Origin of the sequence: Winslowiella sp. 2C04, from assembly GCF_050037805.1 — a bacterium.
GTDB classification, from domain to species: domain Bacteria; phylum Pseudomonadota; class Gammaproteobacteria; order Enterobacterales; family Enterobacteriaceae; genus Erwinia; species Erwinia toletana_A.
The window spans coordinates 1,571,795-1,594,529 of the sequence record NZ_CP188300.1 but is presented as its reverse complement, the minus strand read 5'-3'; the positions used below and the strand labels follow the sequence as shown (position 1 = coordinate 1,594,529).

The window sequence follows — 22,735 nt, the reverse complement described above, 5'->3', positions numbered from 1 at the left end:
ATGAGTACGCCACTTCTTACTATTCAGGATCTCAGCATCGCCTTTCGTCAGGGCAGCAGCCAACAGCAGGTGGTCAGTCATTTATCGCTGTCGGTTGAAGCCGGTGAAACCCGGGCGCTGGTCGGCGAGTCCGGCTCGGGCAAAAGCGTCACGGCCTTATCGGTTATGCGCCTGTTGCCTACGCCGCCCACCCTTTATCCGAGCGGTGAAATTTATTTCGCTGGTCACGATGTGTTGCAGGCCGACGACCGCACCTTGCGCAGCCTGCGCGGCAATCGGATGGCGATGATTTTTCAGGAACCGATGGTCTCGCTGAATCCACTGCATAATATTGAAAAGCAGCTGTATGAAGTGCTGTCACTGCATCGCGGTATGCGGCGTGAAGCCGCCCGCGCGGAGATGCTGAACTGCCTCGATAGGGTTGGTATTCGCCAGGCAAAAAGCCGGCTTAATGACTTTCCGCATCAGCTGTCCGGCGGTGAACGCCAGCGCGTGATGATCGCGATGGCGCTGCTGACCCAGCCTGAACTGTTAATTGCCGATGAACCGACTACCGCACTGGATGTCACGGTACAGGCGCAAATTCTCAGGCTGCTGCAAGAGCTGAAACAAGAGCTGAATATGGGGTTGCTGTTTATTACCCATAACCTGAATATCGTGCGACAACTGGCAGATAACGTCACGGTGATGCAAAACGGCCAGGCGGTGGAACATAACTCTACTCGCCAGCTATTTGCCGCCCCTCAACATGCCTATACGCGCAAATTGCTCGATGCCGAACCGGAAGGACGGCCGGCGCCAGCCGACAGTGACAAAGCGCCGCTGCTGCGCGTTGAAAATTTGCAGGTTTCCTTTCCGATCAAGCGTGGGCTGTTACGTCGGGTAGTCGATCACCATCACGCGTTGAAAGCGCTGAGCTTTGAGCTGCGTCCGGGCGAAAGCCTTGGGCTGGTAGGTGAATCTGGCTCCGGCAAAAGCACCACCGGCCTGGCGCTACTGCGCCTGATCCCGTCACAAGGGGATATCTGGTTCGATGATAAACCGCTGCACAGCTGGGGCCGTAAGCAGATGCTGTCGGTGCGTCCACGCATCCAGGTGGTGTTTCAGGATCCTAACTCATCACTTAATCCGCGGCTTAATGTGACACAAATTATTGCGGAAGGTTTGCAGGTGCATCGCCCACAGCTGACGCAACAGCAGCGCGAGCAGCAGGTGATTCAGGCCATGCAGGAAGTCGGGCTGGATCCGGCAACACGCCATCGCTACCCAGCTGAATTTTCTGGCGGCCAGCGCCAGCGCATCGCAATTGCACGCGCACTGATTCTGCAACCAGAGCTGATTATTCTGGATGAACCGACCTCGTCGCTCGACCGTTCAGTGCAGAAGCAGATCCTGACCCTGCTGAAAAAATTGCAGCAGCAGCACCGTCTGGCCTATGTGTTTATCAGCCATGACCTGCAGGTGGTGCGTTCATTATGTCATCAGGTGGTGGTACTGCGTCAGGGCGAAGTGGTTGAACAAGGTCAGTGCGAGCAGGTTTTTGCCGCGCCGCAACAGGAGTATACCCGGCAGTTGCTGGCGCTGGCATAGCGAAATCAAAAAGGATTGATCGCCGAAAAGGTTTCGGCAATCGCCACACCCTGATTTTTCAAACGACAGTTTGTCGCACTTTCATCATCACGATGAACAAACAGGCAGGGTTCGCCCTGCCATTCGACTACCGCGCACTCAACCTGAATGTCGGCCAGCGCCGCCTTCAGCTTATGCATGATTTCCCAGGCCAGTTCACCATCATGGCTTAATAATTTAAGGCCAATAAGATCGTTATCATGGGCTAATGCGCTGATTTCCAGCGGCTCAACAGAGCCACCAGCCAGTCCGGCAGACCAGCGATAACTTTGCGGCAGGCGATGAACAACCGAAAGCTGTAAAGTATTCAAATCAAATCCCCAGCGGTGAGCAAAAATCCACGACTGCTTTGGCTGCAGACAAGCAGCGACCTTAGATTCCCTTGGTCAAATACTGCGATTTACGTCAATGCAAGCCGTCGCGTTTTTGAAAAAATTTACTATTACGACATTATTTTTGAGAGTCAGCTCTCGTTTTATCGTTATATGTACCGCGTTAAAGCCGGGATCACAACCATTTTTGCTGCAATTTGGTTACTTTTTTATGCGCCTAATTTTACATTAAAGCAACATAATTCAGAATTAACTGAGTAGATCCAGTAAGGACGCGACCTGGCGACTCTACGCGATGATTGTTTGATGTGAAAATCATTGAAACCAGCGGCGGGAATATCGTCTGGATGGAAGCCGAAAACGGCTCCCATCCCGTATTCCATCAACTGATGCTGGCCTTACGTGGGCGGCTGGCGTAGAGGTAACACAGAATCGAGGCGGTGGCGCAGAGCGCAATAGCCCATACCATTGGCCAGGCACTGTTAAAGGTGGAAGTGGACAGCAGGATGCCCACCAGCGCACCAATACCGAATCGCATGGTGCCTGCCAGCGATGAAGCCGTACCCGCCATATGCGGGAACTCATCGAGGATGACCGCCATCGCATTAGATGACACCATTGATACACAGCCGATAAACATCGCCACACCCAACACCAGCGGTATAAAGCCGAGATCCAGCGCACTGACAACCAGCAGCCAGATGCCCATGGCAAACTGGATGAGCAGCCCGAGGCGGAACATCGCCAGCGGGCCAAAACGGCGCACAAAGCGGCTGTTAATCAGCGTCATGACAAACAGGAAAACTACGTTAAGCGCAAAGTAGTAACCAAAGTCCTGCGGCGAAATATGGTTAATTTCAATATAAACGAACGGCCCGGCGTTCAGAAACGAGAATAGTCCGGCGAATGAAAAACCGCTGGCCAGCATATAGCTGAAGACTCGCTTATGGCGCAGCAGCGAAAGAAAATTACCCAGCATCGTGCGCAAGTTAAACCGCTGTCGCTTCTCTTTGGGCAACGTCTCTTTGATTTGCGTCACCACCAGCACGGTAGTCACTACCGCTGCCGCAGAGATCACCCAGAAAATAGCGTGCCAGCTCCAGAATATCAGCAGCCAGCCACCGATAATCGGTGCCAGTAGCGGCGCAATGGTAGTCACCAGCATGACAAACGACATCATGCGCGAAAACTCCTCTTTCGAGTAGCTGTCGCGCATCAGCGCGCTTATCACCACGCTACCGGCAGCAGCCGACAGACCGTGCAGCAGGCGCATATTGATCAACTGATCGATGGTTTGTGCCATGGCACAAGCGGCAGCCGCCAGCGCAAACACCAGCGTGCCAAAGGTGATCACCGGCTTGCGTCCGAAGCTGTCTGCCATTGGCCCGTAAAACAGCTGACCGAGCGCAAAACCGAGGATGTAGACATTCAGCGTCATCTGCACACTGCCCGCCGGAACCGCAAACTCTTTGGCGATTTGCGGCAGTGCCGGCAGGTACATATCAATTGATAATGGCATTAACATGGCCAGCAGGCCGAGAATAACCACTAATCCCACTGAAGAGTTTTTATCCTTCCGCACCCGGGCTCCTTAATACCTTATGCAATAGCTGACGTTTATTAGCGCGGTACCGCGACACTGGCGATCTCTTCTGCCGTCAGCGCGCGATATTCGCCTGGCTGCAGATCTTCATCCAGCGTGATTTCACCGATACGCTCACGATGCAGTGCCACCACATGATTACCGACTGCGGCAAACATGCGTTTTACCTGATGATAGCGCCCTTCGCTGATGGTCAGACGCACCTGATTGTCGCTGACCACTTCCAGCTGTGCCGGTTTAGTCAGTGATTTCTCATTATGTAGCTGGATGCCATCAGCAAACTGCTGCGCGGTATCGTCACTGAGCGGATTTTCCAACGTCACCAGATAGGTTTTCTCACAGTGGTGACGCGGTGAGGTGATACGGTGCGACCACTGACCATCGTCAGTCATCAGCACCAGCCCGGTGGTATCAATATCCAGACGCCCCGCCGCATGCAGTTTGTGTGCGGTCGGTTCCTCGAGGAAATAGAGCACTGTGGGATGATCGGGGTCGTCAGTCGAGCAGACATAACCTTCGGGTTTATTCAGCATAAAGTAGCGCGGGCCGAACTGCTGCTGCAGCGGGTTACCGTCATACTCAACCTGGTGCTCTGGCTCCAGTTTAAATGAGGTATCACGAACGATTTCGCCATCGACCGTGACACGTTTACCGCGAATTTCGCGTGCAGCGATTGCCCGGCTGATTTCCAGTTGCTGAGATAAAAATTTATCGAGTCGCATTAAATCTGCTTTGCCTGTTTTCTTGAAATGAAGTCCGACGTCTGCCTTGCGACAAACGTTTGAAAGGCGGCGTACGCCCGGAAAGGTATTTGCAACAGTATAACCAGAGTTCCGCGCGGCTAACAGAGGCGATCGCGCCGTTCACTGGCTTTCATGGCATAATGCGACTCTGTTTCCAGAATTGTTGTCTTGTCATGTCGTTTACTCTGCGTCCCTATCAGCAGGAAGCGGTTGATGCTACGCTCAGCTACTTCCGTCGTTCTCAGCAACCAGCGGTGATTGTACTGCCGACCGGTGCCGGCAAAAGCCTGGTGATCGCCGAACTGGCGCGACTGGCGCGTGGTCGCGTGCTGGTACTGGCGCACGTCAAAGAACTGGTGGCGCAAAACCACAGTAAATACCAGGCGTACGGACTGGAGGCCGATATCTTTGCCGCCGGGCTGCAACGCAAAGAGAGCCGCAGTAAAGTGGTATTCGGCAGTGTGCAATCGGTCGCGCGCAATTTGCCGCTGTTTGACAGCGCCTTTTCACTGTTAATTGTCGATGAATGCCACCGCATCAGCGATAACGAAGACAGTCAGTATCAGCAAATCCTCCAGCATCTGCGCCAACATAATCCCCAGTTGCGTCTGCTTGGCCTGACGGCCACCCCTTATCGCCTCAGTAAAGGCTGGATTTATCAGTTTCATTATCACGGCATGGTGCGCGGTGACCAAAAAGCGCTGTTTCGCGACTGCATTTATGAACTGCCACTGCGTTATATGATTAAACACGGCTTTCTGGTGCCGCCCGAGCGGCTGGATATGCCAGTGGTGCAATATGATTTTAGTCGGCTTAGCGCGCAGGCAAACGGTCTGTTCAGTGAGGCCGACCTGAACCGTGAGCTGAAACAGCAGCAAAGAGTCACCCCGCTTATTATTCAACAAATTGTTGAGTTTGCCGCCGACCGAAAAGGCGTGATGATTTTTGCCTCCACCGTCGAGCATGCCAAAGAGATCCTCGGCTTACTGCCGGAGGGTAAAGCGTTAATCAGTGCCGATACGCCGGGGCCGGAGCGCGATGCCACTATCAACGCGTTTAAAGATCAGCAGTTACGCTATCTGGTGAATGTGTCGGTGTTAACCACTGGCTTCGATGCGCCGCACGTTGATCTGATCGCCATTTTGCGCCCTACCGAATCCGTCAGCCTCTATCAGCAAATTGTCGGTCGCGGTTTACGCCTGTGTGAAGGCAAAAGCGATTGCCTGATCCTGGATTATGCCGGAAATCCTCATGATCTTTACACGCCGGAAGTCGGCGCACCCAAGGGAAAAAGCGATAATCAGCCGGTGCAGGTGTTTTGCCCCGGCTGCGGTTTTGCCAATACCTTTTGGGGAAAAACCACCGCCGATGGCACCATCATTGAGCATTTTGGCCGTCGCTGTCAGGGAGTACTGGAAGATGATGATGGCCATCGCGAACAGTGTGATTACCGTTTTCGCTTTAAAAGCTGCCCTCACTGCAATGCAGAAAATGATATTGCCGCCCGTCGCTGCCATCAATGTGATGCAATACTGGTCGACCCCGACGATATGCTGAAAGCGGCGCTAAAGCTGAAGGATGCGCTGGTACTGCGCTGCGGCGGTATGGAACTGACCCACGGCAGCGATGAGAAAGGTGAATGGCTGAAGGCCAGCTATTTTGATGAAGATGGCACCAGCGTCAGTGAGCGCTTCCGGCTGAAAACTCCCGCGCAGCGTAAGGCTTTTGAACAGCTGTTTATGCGCCCTCATCAGCGCGCCCCCGGCGTTCCGCTCGGCTGGGAAAGCGCAGCGGACGTGGTAGCAATGCAGCCGCTGCTGCGCCATCCCGACTTTGTCGTCGCGCGCCAGCAGCGCCAGTTCTGGCTGGTTCGCGAAAAAATTTTCGACTATCAGGGCCGCTTCCGGCGCGCTAATGAGTTGCGCTGACGCTGTATTGATTGCCCGAGCCGGCAAACATCGCTATAATGCCGCCCGCTTTTGCTATGCGGAAGCTGAACGATTTAAACCGTTTATCCAACCTGTTGCTGGGTCGCCTGTAGCAGGAACATTTATTGAAGAGAATCAACAATGATCACTATCAATGTAGAAACCCGTAAAGAGCAGGGTAAGGGTGCGAGCCGCCGCCTGCGTTTAGCTAACAAATTCCCGGCCATCATTTATGGCGGTGAAGATGCAGCTGTTGCTGTCGAACTGGACCACGACTCCGTAATGAACATGCAGGTTAAGCCTGAGTTCTATACCGACGTTTTGACTCTGGTTGTTGATGGTAAAGAAGTTAAGGTTAAAGTTCAGGCTGTTCAGCGTCACCCGTTCAAGCCAAAACTGCACCACATCGACTTCGTTCGCGCTTAATTGCCGAACGGGTTGAAGAAAAAACGCCGCATTTGCGGCGTTTTTTTTTGTCTGACGATCGGGCGGAACAGCTTCCGCCACATCCGTCACTTACCGCCGGTACGACGCTGCAGCTGATCGCGCAGATTTGGTGGCGTACCTTTAATCGTCAGCGTATCGGTCGCCGGATCCCAGAAAATGCGCTCGCCCAGCAGCATGGCATCAAAATTCAGGGTTAAACCGCCACCGCTGCCAGCAAATTTGGTCAGCTGACGCAGGGTGCCACGGTCCGCCGGGAAGCTCTCTTCCAGCTCATAGCCCTGATCCTGAGTAAACGCCTGGAAGCTTTTCTCGCCCAGTGGCGGCAACTCATTAGAGAGATCTTCCAACGCAATCTCTTCACCGGCCTGCAACTGCTCGTTACAGTAGCTGTAAACCTGCTGACGATAATTCTGCCGCTCGCCTTTATCCAGCTGTGATTCCGCACAATAATCATCAACCGCCTGCAGCAGGCCGCGGTTCTGCGCTTTGGTATCCAGGCCGACGCTGGCACCAAGGAAATCCATAAAGAAATCCGCAACTTTACGGCCAACTCGCCCGCGTAAGAAAGTCAGGTAGCGTGTTGACTCCGGATTGGTTTCCCACTCGGTCAGATCGATGCGCGCTACAATATCTGCGTGATTAATATCAAGATAATGCGTCGTGCTGATATCAAGCTCTTCATTGACACGCATACTGTTCTGGCTGCTCAGCACCGCGACCAGCAAATATTCCACCGCCAGGTAGCGATAGTGACAAAACAGCACCACGCCGCCTTCAGCAAAGGGATATTTTGCCAGCTCGTCACGCAACCGGCCGGTTGCTGCACGGCTAAATGCGAGAAAATCGTCCTCGCCTTTACGACAATTGCGCAGTGCATCGGCCAGCTCGCTCTCTTCGTTGAACAGACCGTAGGCTTTGCTTTTAGCGCTGTAAACGCGATGCAGCTCTTCCACCATCGCTTCAACGGTGGCATTGGTTGGCAGCAGCGACTCACGCAATACCAGCTCCAGCGTCTGCTCGTCTCGCTTAATCAGCTGGTGAAGGGCAATCTGGTCGATATCCAGACTCATGGTAGACTCTCCTTTATGGCACAGGCGCGTATTCAATCACTGCGCGACGCCTCAATCAACCACCAATTAACATGCTTCTTACGATAAAAGTGCGGTAAAAATCGCGCTGATACGGTAAGATACCGCCCTTTAATACTTGAATAATTCTACTTATGCCACAATCATCCCGTTATAGCGACGAACGCGTGGAGAAGCTCCTCGCCGAACTGGTCAACGTGCTGGAAAAAAACCAGACGCCAACCGATCTTTCCCTGATGGTTTTAGGAAATATGGTGACCAATTTAATCAATACCAGCGTTGCGCCGGCTCAACGCCGCGTGCTGGCTCGTTCCTTCGCCGATGCACTTCAGTCTTCAGTCCGCGAAGATAAAGCCCATTAATGTGATGATCCAGACCCGACTATGGTAACCAACCGGCAGCGCTACCGTGAAAAAGTCTCCCAGATGATTAGCTGGGGGCACTGGTTCGCTCTGTTTAATATCATTTTTGCCTTAATTTTAGGCAGCCGCTTCCTGTTGATAGCCGACTGGCCCTCTTCATTACCCGGTCGTATCTATGCGTTTACCAGCTGGATTGGTCACTTTAGCTTCCTGGTGTTTGCTGCCTATCTGCTGATCATCTTCCCGCTGACGTTTATTGTGATGTCACAACGGCTGATGAGATTCCTCTCAGCGATTGTTGCCACGGCCGGGATGACGCTGCTGTTAGTTGACAGCGCGGTGTTTAACCGTTTCCACCTGCACCTTAACCCGGTGGTGTGGGAACTGGTGGTCAACCCCGATCAAAGCGAAATGGCGCGCGACTGGCAGCTGATGTTTATCAGCCTGCCGCTGATTTTCCTCGTGCAGATGCTGTTTGCTACCTGGAGCTGGCAGAAGCTGCGCAGCCTGAACCGGCGCAGCTTCGGTAAGCCGCTGGCGGCGCTGTTTATCACCGCCTTCTTTACCAGCCACCTGATGTATATCTGGGCTGATGCCAACTTCTATCGTCCGATAACCATGCAGCGCGCTAATCTGCCGCTCTCTTATCCGATGACCGCTCGTCGTTTCCTTGAGAAACATGGCCTGCTGGATGCCCAGGAATACCAGCGCCGTCTGGTTCAGCAGGGTAATCCGGAAGCGCTGTCGGTGGCTTATCCGCTGAGCGATATCAGCTTCCGCGATGCTGGCAGTAAAAACAATCTGCTGGTGATTACCGTTGATGGATTGAATGAAGCCTCGATGGCCAAAGCTCTGCCGAATCTGAGTCAATTTGCCGCGGAAAACGTGCGCTTTAACCAGCATTTCAGTGCGGGTAGTTCCAGCGATGCCGGATTGTTCGGCCTGTTTTATGGTATTTCACCCAGCTATATGGACGGCGTATTGTCCTCACGCATTCCGTCGGCGCTGATGAATGCGCTGAGTAAACAAGGTTACCAGTTCGGCCTGTTCGCTTCGGATGGCTTCAGCTCGCCACTGTATCGCCAGGCGCTGCTGACCGACTTCTCCCTGCCCTCTTCGGCAAACCAGTCCAACGCGCAAACCACCGCGCAGTGGGAAAACTGGCTGGACAGACAGCAACCTAACGGCACGCCGTGGTTCTCCTATATTTCCTACGATGGCCTGAACGATCTGGACAGTAACGCTGAGGATTTCAGCCGTCGTTATCTGCGCAGCGCTAGCAAGGTAGATCAGCAGATTCAACAAGTACTGGATCGATTAAAAGAGAAAGACCTGCTGAAAAACACCGTGGTGGTGATCACCGCACAGCGCGGTGTGGCACTTAATGATCATGATAACAGCAAGGGTAACCGCGCCATCTTGCAAGTTCCGCTGGTAGTGCACTGGCCAAATACACCGGCGCAGCAGGTGAATAAGCTGACCAATCATCAGGATGTGATGACCACGCTGATGCAACGCCTGTTACATGTGCGTACCGCACCGGGAGAGTACTCTCAGGGTGAGGATCTGTTTGCTGCCCAACGTCGTCATAATTGGGTCGCCAGCACCGAGGCACACCAGTTAGTGATCACCACGCCGCAAATTACGCTGGTCCTGGATAACAACGGCAGCTATCAGGCTTACGATCGGCAAGGCGAGCGCCTGAAGGACCATAAACCGCAGCTGGCGCTGCTGTTACAGGTGCTGACGGAAGAAAAACGATTCATTGCTAACTGATTATTAATTAAGCAGTTAAGCGATTTCTGGCTTGCAATCGATCGCGGAAAAGGTAGTATAAAATCACTGTTCGGCACGTAGCGCAGCCTGGTAGCGCACGGTCATGGGGTGTCCGGGGTCGGAGGTTCAAATCCTCTCGTGCCGACCAAATTATCCCCAGCGTTTTGTCTACTCAAGTCCAGACAAGACTATAAAAAACAGAATAAACAGTAGGTTGCACTGACCTGCTGTTTTTCTGTTGTCTAGCAAAGTCCACACTGATACAGTGAAATCCAACATTTTTAGGCATATCTTTAGGCATACAATCCATCGTGTCGTCTGAGCCATATGCCTAACTAGTGATTGGAGAATAATATGGCGCGTCAGACAAAGCCCCTTAACAACACCGAAGTCAAAAATGCCAAAGCGACTGAACGTGCCACTATCCTGTATGACGGGGATGGCTTAGAGCTACTGGTTAAGCCCGGAGGCTCAAAACTCTGGCGATTCCGCTATTACAAACCTTTCACTCGCAAACGCGCCATGATTAGCTTTGGTGCTTACCCTGCTGTATCTCTCTCTGAGGCTCGTCAATTTCGTGAAGATGCCCGTCTTCTATTGAGCAAAGATATTGATCCGCAGGAGCATAAAAAAATCGAACAGTTGCGGCAAAAAAGTGCCACTGAAAGCACTTTTGAAAAGGTTGCAGGAGACTGGTTTAAAACCAAAGAATCAGCGGGGCTGACAACCCATACGTTAAACGATATCTGGCGTTCTATGAGTAAATATGTATTCCCACATATTGGCTCTATGCCCATTGCTAACATCACGGCTCAGCAGTTCATCGGAGCGTTAGAGCCAACACACGCAGCCGGAAGACTCGAAACGGTTAAACGTCTAAGCCAGCGTATCAATGAAGTGATGGATTACGCCCTCAATTCTGGGCTGGTATTTGTAAACCCCGCAGCTCGAATCGGGCGAACATTCCATAAACCAAAGGTAAAGCATCGCCCTGCCCTACCTCCAGAGCAACTCCCCCTTTTAATGAAAACTTTGGCATTTGCCAGTATCGGACGACAAACCCGCTGTCTTATCGAATGGCAATTACTTACGATGATCCGACCTGCCGAAGCGTCAACGACTCGCTGGGATGAGATCGACTTTGACGCGAAAGAATGACGTATCCCTGCTGGTCGCATGAAGATGAAGCGTGAGCATATCGTTCCGCTTTCTAAGCAAGCTTTGGCTATTCTGGAAGTGATGAAGCCCATCAGTAAGCACAGAGATTATGTTTTCCCTGGCTACCGTAATCCGCTTGAACCAATGAATAGTCAGACAGCAAACATGGCGCTTAAACGGATGGGCTTCAAAGATCTTCTTGTCGCTCATGGGACGAGAGCCATTGCCTCAACAGTGCTTAACGAGAAAGGTTTTCCTCCTGATGTGATCGAAGCTGCGTTAGCACATATCGATACTAACGAAGTCAGGAGAGACTATAACAGATCACAGTATCTGGAACAGCGTAGAGAGATGATGAACTGGTGGGGTGAGTATGTAGAAGCAGCATCCTTCGGAAACTCATCAATTAGTGTTATTGGAAAGCTAACCTCAACAGAAGGATATACCAATTAAAATCTTTAGCTGCTCTCATAATTGAGCTTTCTCACAGTTATGATCAAGATAGTTAACATTTTTCATTTCAATCACACTAAAAATGATTAGTATGTCTATGTAAGGATTCTGATATATAGCTGTGTTTAGTAAATATTTCATAGGATAAAAAATGTCTAACATAGAGGAAACGCTGCCAGGAAGTGCGATTAGTTCTTGGGGGGGCTTTGTTTATCAGGGGAAAGTAGCTCTTTATCACTGCCTGAAACTATTAACAGAGAAATCATTTCAAGAGCGAACAGTTGATAATTTTGAGTTGCAATTAGATAGCACTGACGACTTTGCTATTTATTGTGATGGCAAAGTGATTTCAACTCATCAAGTGAAAGCAAAGCTTTCACAATACCGCTCTGAATATGTCGAGGCTATCTATAAAGCTGCATGTATTGATACTGATTGTGATGAAAACACAATCCGATATTTTCATGTAGCGAAAAAATTAAATAAGTTTGAAAACTATACAAGCCAAGATGGAAAAACAGTAGAGTTTTATAGTTATGGAGATAATAAATACTGTGCTATATCTGAAATAAATGATTTAATTGATAGACAAATTGAAAATTTTTTAGTCAAAAATAATTTAATAAGATCAAGCAATTTAATTATTGAAAAGTCTACTTTACTCTCTGAGCTTATAACTAATAAAGTAATTATAATTCATAACTTAGTCCACAATGGACAAACTCAGAACTATGCTGCATACCATAATAGAATAGCTAGTAGCATTTTTTGGGAGTTATTAACATCCCCACCTCTGAATCGAACAGACGAAATATACCAAGCATTATTAACCAAAGAGAAAATAACCACTATTATTGAAACTGAATTCTACAATGATTTGGACCATTTTAATGAAAAGCAAATTGAATCAATCTCAAACGTTTTTAGGTTCATTTATAGTTTGAATGATAGTTCTGCTATCCAAATGCATACATCATTGCAGCCTCACCGGGTAAATAATGTCATAAATAAGGATGACATTAGAGATTATTTTGATGTGATTTCGGCTATATCTCACATACCAAAATTATTAGGCTTACCCCATTATTCAAAAAAAATAAATAAATATCTTCCAACAGCATTGGAAATTAGAGACGGAAGACGACGAAATACCTCATTCCAAGAAGATCTTAAAAAACACATAAGGGATAATGCTACACTTGCATCATTGCTTTATGAATATAATAACATAATAGCCTATAAAGTATCAGATGATACGATAATTTCAGCAACCTCAGAAAAAATCACAAAAATTAACCACTCTAAAGTGAACAATAACCATATTGTTAGGGAATTTAATTTAAGGGTTATATCTACTGATAAAGCAGAGGCGGAACTAAATGCTAAATAATTTTATAAAACAGGCTATTGAAGATCACCAATTTATAGAAGTTGAAAGTACGTTAGAAAATATTTCTTTTTTTAAAAAGGAGAAAGATGCATTACGTCGATATATAATAACCTACAGAACTGATAAACTTGAAGATGCGAGTTTCATTAATGAGTTAATTATTAACAACACCCCAACTGAACTTTTAGAAGCTCCAGCTTTTGCAAAAAACACTGATCTTATAATAGTTTTTCAACTCGACAAACTTTCAAATTACAAGCAATATGAAAAAAGTATATTTGATATAGAAGAAAATGCTTATCATTTCAAAAAGTATGTATTGTATTATTCAAATGAAGAGAATCAATTAATTTCCGGGAAGAACTTCAATAATCTTAGAGCAGTTCTCTCAGATCATGAAGAATTCTCCACATATAAAGCAAATCCATCCCGCCCCAGCCTGTATAACATGGCAGCTAGAATTTTCATTAAACTACCTTTTTTAGAAATGCCTGATATAGAAAAGGATATTGTTCCAATTGATCTCCAAATCAACACGCTGGTAGATTCATTAAATTTATCTGAGATATATACTAGGATCAGCACAGCAAATAAACAAAGTGATGTAAATTTAGACATGCTAATTGAGGAATTAATAAATGAAGAACTGGAAGCTATCAAAGCTGAGAATAAATAACTTCAAAGCTTTTGATAAAGTCGAATTCGATTTTGAGAGTTCTTCTTTGTTGACACTTGAAGGCCCTAATGGATATGGCAAAACAAGCGTATATGATGCTTTAGAATTATTGTTTACAGGAAAAATAAAAAGAATTGTACAACTATGTGAAACAATAATGCCAGGAGGCACTAAAAATTATAGTGATAATCTTTTCTGGAACAAAACAAATGGAGAGGATGATATCGAAATCAGTGTCGAGATGTCGAATGATAATAATGAGAAACTTTACTTTTCACGCAGAGCACATGCAAAAGATTTAAAAATAATACAGAATAATAAAGCAGATAATTTTAGCATATTTAAACTCTATAAATTAGGTTTATTAGACTCTTACGAAAACAGCACCTTAATTACACAAAATGAACTCGATGAAATATTAGGTGAAAAATTCACTGATAACTACAACTTTCTTAACTATCTTGAACAAGGACAGAGTTCATTTATTTTTGCTAACAGTATTAGGCAGCGAAAAAATGCTATCAGTGGCCTGATGAACGTTAGTGAACTAACTGAAAACATAAATTTATGTGGACGAGTTCAAAGTGCATTGACGAGGAAATCAACCGGTCTGAATTTCATTCAAAAGAGGGATTCAATCACATCTCAAATTCAAGCGATAGGTGTACCAGGAACAAATGATAATAATCATGTGCAGTATGAAAAAATATCAACTCATCTGTCTACTCCATCATGGGATGTTGAGAACCCTTCAATTTTTTCTGATATTGAAACAACAGAAAAAAATGAGAATAAAATTTCATTACTTAAAAACCTAATTACTAACAAAGAACAGCTTCGCGTAATTATTGATAATGCCAGAATAGAAAATTTCATAAGCAAAAATGAAAAGCTATTAACCGAGGTAATTAAAGTAGGACATCATATTGAAGCCTACCCGGAACTGGCTCAAAAGAATAAGATTAACAATGAGATCAATTTATCTTTAAGCATTTTGCGCAAGAAAGAAGATTCCATAAGTCAGGATGATATTGATAAAATTAAAGATAATACAAATATAGATATTATCGATTTCAAAAGACGCTTACAACTTAGAGATAATTACAAAAAAGAAATAGGTGAGAAAAATGCTATTCTTGTAGAGATTAGCCAAGCAAGAAAGAAATTAATAGAAGAACATCAAAAGAAAACTTCTCTATCAGAAAAGCATTGTCTACTTTGTGGGCATGACTGGATAACAAAAGATCTGCTATTAGACGCAATCGATATTAAAAGTAAATCTTTAGAAAGTTTATTAGATAATGTAGGGAAACAGCTACAAGCCGAACTCGATGAAATAAAGCAATCTAAGGATGCTGAGATTCAGCGTTTGGTAGAAGCACAAACTCAGCTTAAATATGACAAAAAAATATTTGACAGTTTACAAAAGTCAGAAAGCATATTCGAAAAAATAAAAAAAATAAATGAAAGACTTTCACAAATCGGAATATCTTACCCGCAGACCTTTACAGATTTACCAGAAGAAATAGAATCAAGGAAACAATCATTGGTATTGTTGATACGTCAACAAAAGAAAACCGAGCTGATTTCACTTCCTGAAGGATGGGAATCAGTCTTGAATGAATCATTCGCTACACCAGATGATATTTTCAACATAGACTTAGAACAGCTCAATCGAAAAGATAAATATTTCTTATACAAAAAGAATGAAGCGAATAATCTTAGACTTAAAGCTTTAAAAAAAGAGCTTAACGATTTGTTAGATATGGATAAAGCCTTAACAAATGCTAAACAGAAAATTACCACATTAAAGGAACAACTCACTATACTAAACAAAGATTATTCTAAAAAAACAATCGCTGATATAGAGTTAACGTTCCATATTTATAGCGGTAGACTTATCCAAAACTACCAACGTGGCTTAGGACTATTTATAGATGAAGGGAATGGTGATAGACTGAGGTTCTGCACAGCAGAAAAATCAGAACATGACGCAACCATGTCAATGAGTTCTGGACAACTATCGGCATTAAGCTTGGCCTTTTTCCTATCACTCAATAAAGTGTATGCAAAGTCCCCTCTGGTTCTAATAGATGATCCAGCTCAATCTCTTGACGAGATCAATATAGCTTCTTTAAGCGACTTGCTACGCTGTGAGTTAAGTAATAGGCAGTTGATACTCTCATCACATGAAGATAATATTTCTTCATATCTCAGGTTTAGATTTATGCGTGCAGGCTTGACGCAAAAACCATTTAATATGCAAACACATATTGGCAAGTAAATACCCAGCGGCTGAGATATTTGTTATCTCAGCCGTATAAATAAATTTAAATTTAGGAGGGTTTATACTCTAACAATATTCAATTACATCAATGGACTTTAGAGACTCTTCTCAATTTGTAGGTTGCTGAATTAAAAATATTTTTTATGATAACCGATAATTAAGTATTTAGTCATTTTATATCAAAATGGATTTACTTCTTGATCATTACGGAAATTCCTAAGTTGGAGTATGTCCATATCACATGATACATCTGATATGCAAATGGATTTTTGACTTTATCGTGATTGTGTGCTATAACACACAGTATATTAACAGTTTAAGTTGAGGTGAATGATGAAAGCGCTTATGGGTAAAGATATTAAAACTATCCTTAGAGACCCTAAGGGGAAAGAACAAATGCAAACCTTCATAGGTAGTAATCAGAGTTTAGGAAGTGTAGAATTATCTAATGGTGATACTTATAGAATTATGTCTACTAATTCTAAAGAATTTTATGACTATATAAAAAGTAAAGAACCTGTAACTAAATAGGGATATTATAGTGAATCTTGCTTTTCAAGCTTTCTTCATTTTATTTCTTATGCTGCCAGGTTTTCTTTATATTAAAAGGTACGACAAAAAGGAAAACACCACCCTTGAATCTAAGGGTTTAGACGCGACATCAGCTCAATCTGTTTTTGCAACTTTAATCCTTCATACTGTTTCATTAACTATCTCTTATTTTTTATTTTGTAAATCGGTGGACTATTCAATAATCATAAAGATATTAACCAACGAAAAATTACAACCAATTGATATTAATAAAATAATCGATAGTAGAAGATGGATTATAAGTTATTTCTTTTTAGTGTTCACACTTGCATATGCTTCTGGATTGGCCTTACAAAAGCTAATGTTTAAATTGAATCCTTATAAGTCTTCAGCCTTTGCCTTCAATTTACCTTGGTATTATGAGCTTAAAGGTAAAATAGAACCCACCTCTATTGATAAAAATAGTGTAAGTGAGTTCATCCGCATAACATGCATGATTGTTTCAGGTAAAAACACATATCTCTATAGTGGGATTCTTAACGATTTCTATTTAAATATTGATGGTAGTTTAGATAGAATCGCAATCATAGGAATATCAAGGTTAGAATTAAAAAATAACTCCCACAGAGGGAAAGAAGAAACAATAAATGTCGATAGAATGATATTAAAATATAATGAAATTCAAAACCTAACTCTAGAATATCTTATTGCCATCAAACAATAACAAGTAAGGGCTAACTCATTGAAGCTAAGATTCTTTGATTTCACTTGTTTTTCGCCCTGCGGTTGAAAAAGAAGAACCGGGTCAAATTCAAAATATTGACTTATTGTTTTTTTAAATTTAAATATAAAAAGTGCAGCAAAGGAATTGCTCTCCATAAAAAATACAATTATGCACATACGAAAAGGAGCTTCTATGAAAGAAACCATAACTCAATCTATTACAAGAAATCCAACCCCAAAATATAATAATAACACGAGAGGCATTGCTAAATCATTACGAATACACTGTGTAAGTGGCCTGCTCCCCTTTGATTAATACACCGCGATGTTAGAAATGTCTTCATAAGCCACATAAGGACATCCCCATGAAGAAGCGTTTTTCCGACGAACAGATCATCAGTATCTTCCGCGAGGCTGAAGCCGGGGTTTCTGCCCGTGAGCTCTGCCGCAAGCACGCCATTTCCGACGCCACCTTTTATACCTGGCGTAAGAAGTATGGCGGTATGGAGGTGCCCGAGGTTAAGCGCCTGAAGTCGCTTGAGGAAGAGAACGCCAGACTCAAGAGGCTGCTTGCCGAAGCCATGCTGGATAAGGAGGCAGTTCAGGTGGCTCTGGGACGAAAGTACTGACGACAGACCAGAAGCGGGAAGCCGTTGAGTTTATGTGTGATGCGACCGGTCTGTCGCAACATCGTGCCTGCAGGCTTACAGGTTTGTCCCTGTCGACCTGCCGCTATGAGGCTCAGCGTCCGGCGGCTGATGCGCATTTATCAGGGCGCATCACTGAGCTGGCACTGGAGCGCAGGCGTTTTGGCTACCGCCGCATCTGGCAGTTACTGCGCCGTGAAGGCCTTCATGTTAATCACAAGCGCGTGTACCGCCTTTATCATCTGAGCGGGCTGGGCGTAAAACGCAGACGACGCCGTAAAGGGCTGGCAACAGAACGCCTGCCGCTGCTCCGCCCGGCGGCGCCCAACCTGACCTGGTCGATGGATTTTGTCATGGACGCGCTCGCCACCGGTCGCAGGATCAAGTGCCTGACCTGTGTGGACGACTTCACGAAGGAGTATCTGACAATTACCACCGCATTCGGGATTTCAGGCGTTCAGGTAACGCGTATTCTGGACAGCATTGCACTGTTTCGAGGCTATCCGGCGACGATAAGAACTGACCAGAGGCCGGAGTTCACCTGCCGCGCACTGGATCAATGGGCTATTGAGCATGATGTTGAGTTGCGCTTAATCCAGCCGGGCAAGCCAACGCAGAACGGATTTATTGAGAGCTTTAACGGACGATTTCGCGATGAATGTCTGAATGAGCACGGGTTCAGCGATATTGTTCATGCCAGGAAAATCATTAATGACTGGCGGCAGGATTATAACGAGTATCGTCCACATTCAGCACTTAATTATCAGACGCCATCAGAGTTTGCAGCACGGTGGCGGAATGGAAAATGTGATGTAAACAACCCGACATTACTAACTGATGGTTGTATCTACTACTGGGGGCAGGTCACTCCAACTATGGCTGCGCCAGAAGATAACAATAATAATCATATCGAAACAGTCGAGTTACGCTATGAGAAAATCACCTGGAAGCATTGCGAAGGCAATATAATCTACAGCGACGCATGGAACGACCGTCAAACCGCTTGATAGGTGATTGAATGGATACGACTGAGGAGCTTAATGGAACGTACTTCTACCACGGACAAAGTAATCTGTCGTCAGGTGAACTTTTCGACGTGATTTTTCTTGAGCAATTTTGCGATGAGCTTGGAATTGGCATTGAATCCGGTGCGGCTATTTTATCCGGTCAACCATGGTTAAAGACGCGTCAAAAACCTGGTGCCGCTATCAAAGGTACAAGCGTCATTTCTAAGTATGGAAGAATGCTTCTTAGAGACACGCGAATACCTTTCGGGATCAGAGTTCCTACACCTGTCGGCTTAAGGATACAGAAGACCAACAAACTTGCCGCAGTTATAGCACGTTACGTTCCGTGGTTGGGGTGGATTGGCCTTATAAACTCACTTTACCAGGTATCAAGAAAGACTCAGGCTAAATACAACCTGATTGCCCGACCGAAAGATCGCATAATGTGGACATCTTTCTGATGAGTACTATTCAAAACGAAGTGCTGGCACTATTCCGGGAAGAAATTCCCGGATATTTAGACAGCGACTGGAAAGAAATACCTCTTGAACTTGATTCAGACCTGTTTGAATCACCTGGCGATGACTTTAAAGATGCGATTAGGAAATTTGAAAAAACCTTTAAAGTGGACTTATCTGTTGTTGATTGGTCTTGTTACTTTCCCTGGGAAAACACTCCCCTGGTGACCCGATGGTTCAAAGCAAAACGGGAACAAATTGAGCAGACACGCCAACCATTAACCGTAAGAATGTTCGCTGAATCTGCAAAAGCTGGAAGATGGCTGTATGATTAAACAAGTTCATACCACACCTGCCCTATTATAAGGGCAAGCCAGCAATTTTACTGGCTCTTATATGATCTTAACTGATGCTCATCTGTCCTGTCGTTGATGCTTTTTTAGTTGGATTTAAGAATGACCTACTTGGGGTGTTTAATGTCATTGCATAAATCACTTATCTGGCAGTTTAAAGCCGTAACTGAGGAGCGGGCAAAGCATCAGCTCTATTGATGATCGCGGCGATACAACGCCCACTCGTCTATACGCTCGCCACCCGGCAGTAAACAGTCCGATCGGGTGCCCTGAGTCGTCTGAATATTCTCTGACTTGCCGCCCTTCTGCTGACAATATACTGAAGCCGGATTCGCCATTCCCATAACATTTGGCGGTACGGGTGCTTCACGCTGCGCCGAACATCCCGCCAATAACGTTAACATCATCAAACTCACTAATTTCTTCATCGATAACCTTAATTAAATAAGTTAACTGTCGGGGTTTACACCCTGCATACTATCAGGATTGGCACCGAATCACAGTATCCCGCCGATACCGCTAATTAGCCTTGAACGTACCGCTTCAGGCAGCAAATCCGTCTGGCCTTTTTCTCAATTCATCTGATTGCAACAAAAATGTCACATAACTCTCTTAAGCTGTTAGCACAAAATTACCCATTCGGACTCATTTATCATGGTAATCATCAAAGCAAAAAATGACCGGGACGCTGAAGAGTTGCTGCACTCAGGGATTAATAAAGTAGAACTGGCTTATGATATCGGCAGCGACGATTTCTTTCGTCTTGCCAGCCGTTGGTGTGATAAAGGCGCGAGAATTACCAAAGGCCACAACCATTTTATCGTGTCGCTGAAGGGCTTCTCCATTCCGCCGAATGATTAAACGCACGGTTGCTGACTAATCGTTAATTCAGAGCAGCGCAACGGCTGCTCTGACTCTCCATCGCCCTGCCCGTTGATTGAAATTATCCCTCATTGCTGCTGTAATCGAACCTCACACTACTCACTCTCTGCAGGCTATGTTTAACCCCTTCTCAGCTATTGCCTTCCCGGCCAGCCGGTTTATCAGCCAGCTGCAGCAGACCACGTTGCTCGCTAACCCGTGGCTGAGCCTGACGGAAATTCGTTTTGATGTTCAGCAGTTTGATCCGGCGCTGTTTGCTTTCTATCATATCCCGCAACCGGCTCATTTGAGCCAGGCGGTAATCAAGCGCCGCGCTGAATATCTCGCCAGTCGCTATGCCGCGCGAGTTGCACTGGCATCGTCAGGAATCGTTGATTTTACGCTGGAAAATGACGCCGACCGCGCACCCATGTGGCCCAGGGGTATCATCGGCTCACTGTCACACACCGCACAACGGGCGGTGATTATCAGCGCAGCTGACCGGCCGCAGCGCCTGGCTGGGGTTGATGTTGAACAACTGATGAAAGCGGACAATGCGCTGGAGTTGAGTGAAATGATTGTCTCGGCCAGCGAACTGCATCATTTAAGGCAGTGCGGTCTGCCGCTGACTACCGCACTCACGCTGGCTTTTTCGCTGAAAGAGAGTCTGTACAAAGCGCTGTATCCGCACCTGCGGCAGTTTATGGATTTTCACAGTGCGGAAGTGACGAAGCTGGATGGCGAGACTGGCGAGGCGTGTTTGCGACTGACGCGCAGTTTCAGCGCTGAATTTCCGGCCGGACGCCAGTTCAGCGGCTATTTTCAACAGCAACAGGATGAAATCATCACGCTGGTCGCGGATGAGATTCACCCTGCTGGCGGTTAATCCCGGATCTGATGCGACTCGCTGTCAGAGCGCTGCGCAGGCAGATCGCGGATATCAACACCGTACAGCTCCATCATCGGCATCATCGCCTCTATCACCCGACAACTGTCCAGCGTTGCCATGCCAGAGGGTACATGGAAAAAGTGCGTAAAATGCAGCCATAAACCTTTCATCGTTGCTCTCCTCTGTCGAATGAAGTGCCATTAAAGCGCGACATGCGGCGAGAGCAAAATGCTAATTTCTGCCAACAAAACCCATCCAACAGCAATACGCCGCTTATCCCGTTTAATGGCTTCATTAAGCAATTTTTGTTGTTTTACATCATCTGACAGCAACTTCAATAATTGCCGGTACTGAATGCTTTTAAGGAATCAAGCTGATGACCTGGCGACTGAGCCTGTTAGACAAAAGCCCGCTTGCCGACGGTGAAACGCCAGCACAGGCCCTGGCACGCACCCTCGAACTGGCGAAACGTGCTGAAGAGTGGGGATTTCACCGCTTCTGGCTGGCGGAACATCACAATACGCCCTCGCTGGCCAGCCCGTCTCCAGAAGTGCTGATCGCCTGGATTCTGGCGCAGACCAGCCGGATACGCGTCGGGTCTGGCGGCGTAATGTTGCAACATTACAGTCCGTATAAGGTGGCAGAAAACTTCAATTTACTGGCCTCGCTGGCACCGGGCCGCGTCGATCTGGGCGTGGGTAAAGCGCCGGGCGGATTGCCGCTCTCAACACGCGCCTTGCAGCAGGGTTTGCATCAGGACGAGAAAGGCGACTTTACCGCACAGCTGGAACAGCTGGATGGCTGGTTGCGCCCTTCCCCCGTAGATCAACAGCAGGACACCCTGCATGCGACTCCGCTGCCGGCACTGCCCGCGCAGCGTTTTTTGCTGGGAGCCAGTGAAGGCAGCGCGCGTCTGGCGGCCAGTCTTGGCTGGCAATTTGTGTTTGCCGCACATCTTAATGGCGACAGTGAAGAGCAGGCGCGGGCGCTGACTGCCTATCATCTCGACAGCGGCGGCCAGCGGGCGATACTGGCGGTTCAGGTTATTGTTGCCTCTTCACCGGCCGAAGCGAATATTCTGGCGCAGGATCTACAACAATACCGCGTACATACGCCTGCCGGTCAGAGCGTGACCGTCGGTAATCTAAAACAGGCCGAAGCCTTTATTCGCCAGTCAGGCGCTGAAGGCGCGCGAATTGAGCCGCGATCCGCTGCGGTATTAAAAGGCACCGCCGCACAGGTTCATGCGCAATTAGAGGCACTGCACCAGCGATTTGCCATTGAAGAATTTATAATTGATACGCCAATCAGTAATGGGCACGACAGAATTAAATCCCTCGAATTATTAGCAAGTCACCAACTGGTGGCGGCATAACAGTAAAAATGATGATAGC

The 22,735-nt window shown here is 46.7% G+C and carries 21 protein-coding genes, 1 tRNA gene and 3 pseudogenes; 19 read left to right on the top strand and 6 right to left on the bottom strand.

Going from position 1 to position 22,735, the window contains the following annotated elements:
- Positions 1 to 1,590 carry a microcin C ABC transporter ATP-binding protein YejF gene (gene yejF, locus ACP3TC_RS06895; protein WP_313852812.1) on the top strand — a complete coding sequence of 530 codons (1,590 nt, stop codon included), beginning with the start codon at positions 1 to 3 and terminating at the stop codon, positions 1,588 to 1,590.
- A gap of 5 nt (positions 1,591 to 1,595) precedes the next feature.
- Here the strand turns inward: yejF and ACP3TC_RS06890 are convergent, their stop codons facing one another.
- The 3 genes from ACP3TC_RS06890 to rsuA form a co-directional block, all read right to left on the bottom strand.
- Entirely contained in the window at positions 1,596 to 1,940 is a 345-nt protein-coding gene (locus ACP3TC_RS06890) for a YejG family protein (protein ID WP_313852813.1), read from the bottom strand.
- 403 nt (positions 1,941 to 2,343) lie between these two features.
- Positions 2,344 to 3,543 (bottom strand): Bcr/CflA family multidrug efflux MFS transporter, encoded by a 1,200-nt coding sequence (locus tag ACP3TC_RS06885; protein ID WP_313852814.1) that lies wholly within the window; start codon positions 3,541 to 3,543, stop codon positions 2,344 to 2,346.
- Positions 3,544 to 3,581: 38 nt separating this feature from the next.
- Positions 3,582 to 4,286, bottom strand: a complete 705-nt coding sequence (rsuA, locus tag ACP3TC_RS06880; RefSeq protein WP_426817834.1) for a 16S rRNA pseudouridine(516) synthase RsuA — start codon at positions 4,284 to 4,286, stop codon at positions 3,582 to 3,584.
- 194 nt (positions 4,287 to 4,480) lie between these two features.
- Between rsuA and ACP3TC_RS06875 the strand changes: the two genes are divergently transcribed.
- Both ACP3TC_RS06875 and rplY read left to right on the top strand, forming a co-directional pair.
- Complete coding sequence (locus tag ACP3TC_RS06875; protein ID WP_426817833.1) at positions 4,481 to 6,235, top strand: DEAD/DEAH box helicase; 1,755 nt, start codon at positions 4,481 to 4,483, stop codon at positions 6,233 to 6,235.
- A gap of 141 nt (positions 6,236 to 6,376) precedes the next feature.
- The gene (rplY, locus tag ACP3TC_RS06870) at positions 6,377 to 6,661 is read left to right on the top strand and encodes a 50S ribosomal protein L25 (protein ID WP_313852817.1); all 285 of its coding nucleotides are present in this window, start codon (positions 6,377 to 6,379) and stop codon (positions 6,659 to 6,661) included.
- Between the two features lie 86 nt (positions 6,662 to 6,747).
- Here rplY and yejK read toward each other — a convergent pair whose 3' ends face one another.
- Positions 6,748 to 7,752, bottom strand: coding sequence for a nucleoid-associated protein YejK (yejK, locus tag ACP3TC_RS06865; protein ID WP_313852819.1), 1,005 nt, complete (start codon positions 7,750 to 7,752; stop codon positions 6,748 to 6,750).
- 152 nt (positions 7,753 to 7,904) lie between these two features.
- Here yejK and ACP3TC_RS06860 point away from each other — a divergent pair, with 152 nt between their 5' ends.
- The 13 genes and pseudogenes from ACP3TC_RS06860 to ACP3TC_RS06800 all read left to right on the top strand — a co-directional run bounded on the left by ACP3TC_RS06860 (position 7,905) and on the right by ACP3TC_RS06800 (position 19,573).
- On the top strand, positions 7,905 to 8,132 hold the full coding sequence (locus ACP3TC_RS06860; protein ID WP_313852820.1) for a YejL family protein: 228 nt from the start codon (positions 7,905 to 7,907) through the stop codon (positions 8,130 to 8,132).
- Between the two features lie 21 nt (positions 8,133 to 8,153).
- Positions 8,154 to 9,908: an LPS biosynthesis-modulating metalloenzyme YejM gene (yejM, locus tag ACP3TC_RS06855; protein ID WP_313852821.1), complete on the top strand. Its 1,755-nt coding sequence runs from the start codon at positions 8,154 to 8,156 to the stop codon at positions 9,906 to 9,908.
- A 71-nt stretch (positions 9,909 to 9,979) separates the two neighbouring features.
- Positions 9,980 to 10,056, top strand: a tRNA-Pro gene (locus tag ACP3TC_RS06850).
- Between the two features lie 206 nt (positions 10,057 to 10,262).
- Positions 10,263 to 11,519: pseudogene (locus ACP3TC_RS06845) on the top strand (integrase domain-containing protein).
- Between the two features lie 151 nt (positions 11,520 to 11,670).
- The gene (locus tag ACP3TC_RS06840) at positions 11,671 to 12,909 is read left to right on the top strand and encodes an ABC-three component system protein (protein WP_426817832.1); all 1,239 of its coding nucleotides are present in this window, start codon (positions 11,671 to 11,673) and stop codon (positions 12,907 to 12,909) included.
- On the top strand, positions 12,899 to 13,585 hold the full coding sequence (locus ACP3TC_RS06835; protein WP_426817831.1) for an ABC-three component system middle component 1: 687 nt from the start codon (positions 12,899 to 12,901) through the stop codon (positions 13,583 to 13,585). The genes ACP3TC_RS06840 and ACP3TC_RS06835 overlap by 11 nt, the downstream gene beginning before the upstream one ends.
- Positions 13,548 to 15,869 carry a chromosome segregation protein SMC gene (locus ACP3TC_RS06830; protein ID WP_426817830.1) on the top strand — a complete coding sequence of 774 codons (2,322 nt, stop codon included), beginning with the start codon at positions 13,548 to 13,550 and terminating at the stop codon, positions 15,867 to 15,869. Before ACP3TC_RS06835 ends, ACP3TC_RS06830 begins: the two co-directional genes overlap by 38 nt.
- A 333-nt stretch (positions 15,870 to 16,202) precedes the next feature.
- The gene (locus ACP3TC_RS06825; protein ID WP_426817829.1) at positions 16,203 to 16,403 is read left to right on the top strand and encodes a hypothetical protein; all 201 of its coding nucleotides are present in this window, start codon (positions 16,203 to 16,205) and stop codon (positions 16,401 to 16,403) included.
- A 10-nt stretch (positions 16,404 to 16,413) separates the two neighbouring features.
- On the top strand, positions 16,414 to 17,127 hold the full coding sequence (locus ACP3TC_RS06820; RefSeq protein ID WP_426817828.1) for a hypothetical protein: 714 nt from the start codon (positions 16,414 to 16,416) through the stop codon (positions 17,125 to 17,127).
- A 364-nt stretch (positions 17,128 to 17,491) separates the two neighbouring features.
- Positions 17,492 to 18,585: pseudogene (locus tag ACP3TC_RS06815) on the top strand (IS3 family transposase); the annotation flags it as partial.
- A gap of 51 nt (positions 18,586 to 18,636) precedes the next feature.
- A pseudogene (locus ACP3TC_RS06810) lies at positions 18,637 to 18,780 on the top strand (type VI secretion system tube protein Hcp); the annotation flags it as partial.
- Positions 18,781 to 18,791: 11 nt separating this feature from the next.
- Positions 18,792 to 19,241, top strand: a complete 450-nt coding sequence (locus ACP3TC_RS06805) for an STM2901 family protein (RefSeq protein ID WP_313852834.1) — start codon at positions 18,792 to 18,794, stop codon at positions 19,239 to 19,241.
- Positions 19,226 to 19,573 (top strand): DUF1493 family protein, encoded by a 348-nt coding sequence (locus tag ACP3TC_RS06800; protein ID WP_426817827.1) that lies wholly within the window; start codon positions 19,226 to 19,228, stop codon positions 19,571 to 19,573. The genes ACP3TC_RS06805 and ACP3TC_RS06800 overlap by 16 nt, the downstream gene beginning before the upstream one ends.
- A 209-nt stretch (positions 19,574 to 19,782) precedes the next feature.
- Here ACP3TC_RS06800 and ACP3TC_RS06795 read toward each other — a convergent pair whose 3' ends face one another.
- A complete protein-coding gene (locus ACP3TC_RS06795) occupies positions 19,783 to 20,019 on the bottom strand; it encodes a putative hemolysin (protein WP_313852837.1) in 237 nt (78 codons plus the stop codon).
- A gap of 226 nt (positions 20,020 to 20,245) precedes the next feature.
- On the opposite strand from ACP3TC_RS06795, the gene ACP3TC_RS06790 reads away from it, so the two are divergent.
- Together ACP3TC_RS06790 and ACP3TC_RS06785 are read left to right on the top strand one after the other, a co-directional pair.
- Positions 20,246 to 20,452: a hypothetical protein gene (locus ACP3TC_RS06790; RefSeq protein ID WP_313852839.1), complete on the top strand. Its 207-nt coding sequence runs from the start codon at positions 20,246 to 20,248 to the stop codon at positions 20,450 to 20,452.
- 136 nt (positions 20,453 to 20,588) lie between these two features.
- Complete coding sequence (locus ACP3TC_RS06785; RefSeq protein WP_313852841.1) at positions 20,589 to 21,338, top strand: 4'-phosphopantetheinyl transferase family protein; 750 nt, start codon at positions 20,589 to 20,591, stop codon at positions 21,336 to 21,338.
- On the opposite strand, the gene ACP3TC_RS06780 is transcribed toward ACP3TC_RS06785, so the two are convergent.
- Positions 21,335 to 21,511, bottom strand: coding sequence for a hypothetical protein (locus tag ACP3TC_RS06780; RefSeq protein ID WP_313852842.1), 177 nt, complete (start codon positions 21,509 to 21,511; stop codon positions 21,335 to 21,337). The genes ACP3TC_RS06785 and ACP3TC_RS06780 overlap by 4 nt on opposite strands.
- Positions 21,512 to 21,717: 206 nt before the next feature.
- Here ACP3TC_RS06780 and ACP3TC_RS06775 point away from each other — a divergent pair, with 206 nt between their 5' ends.
- Positions 21,718 to 22,716 carry an LLM class flavin-dependent oxidoreductase gene (locus tag ACP3TC_RS06775; RefSeq protein ID WP_426817826.1) on the top strand — a complete coding sequence of 333 codons (999 nt, stop codon included), beginning with the start codon at positions 21,718 to 21,720 and terminating at the stop codon, positions 22,714 to 22,716.
- The last annotated feature ends 19 nt before the right edge of the window (positions 22,717 to 22,735 follow it).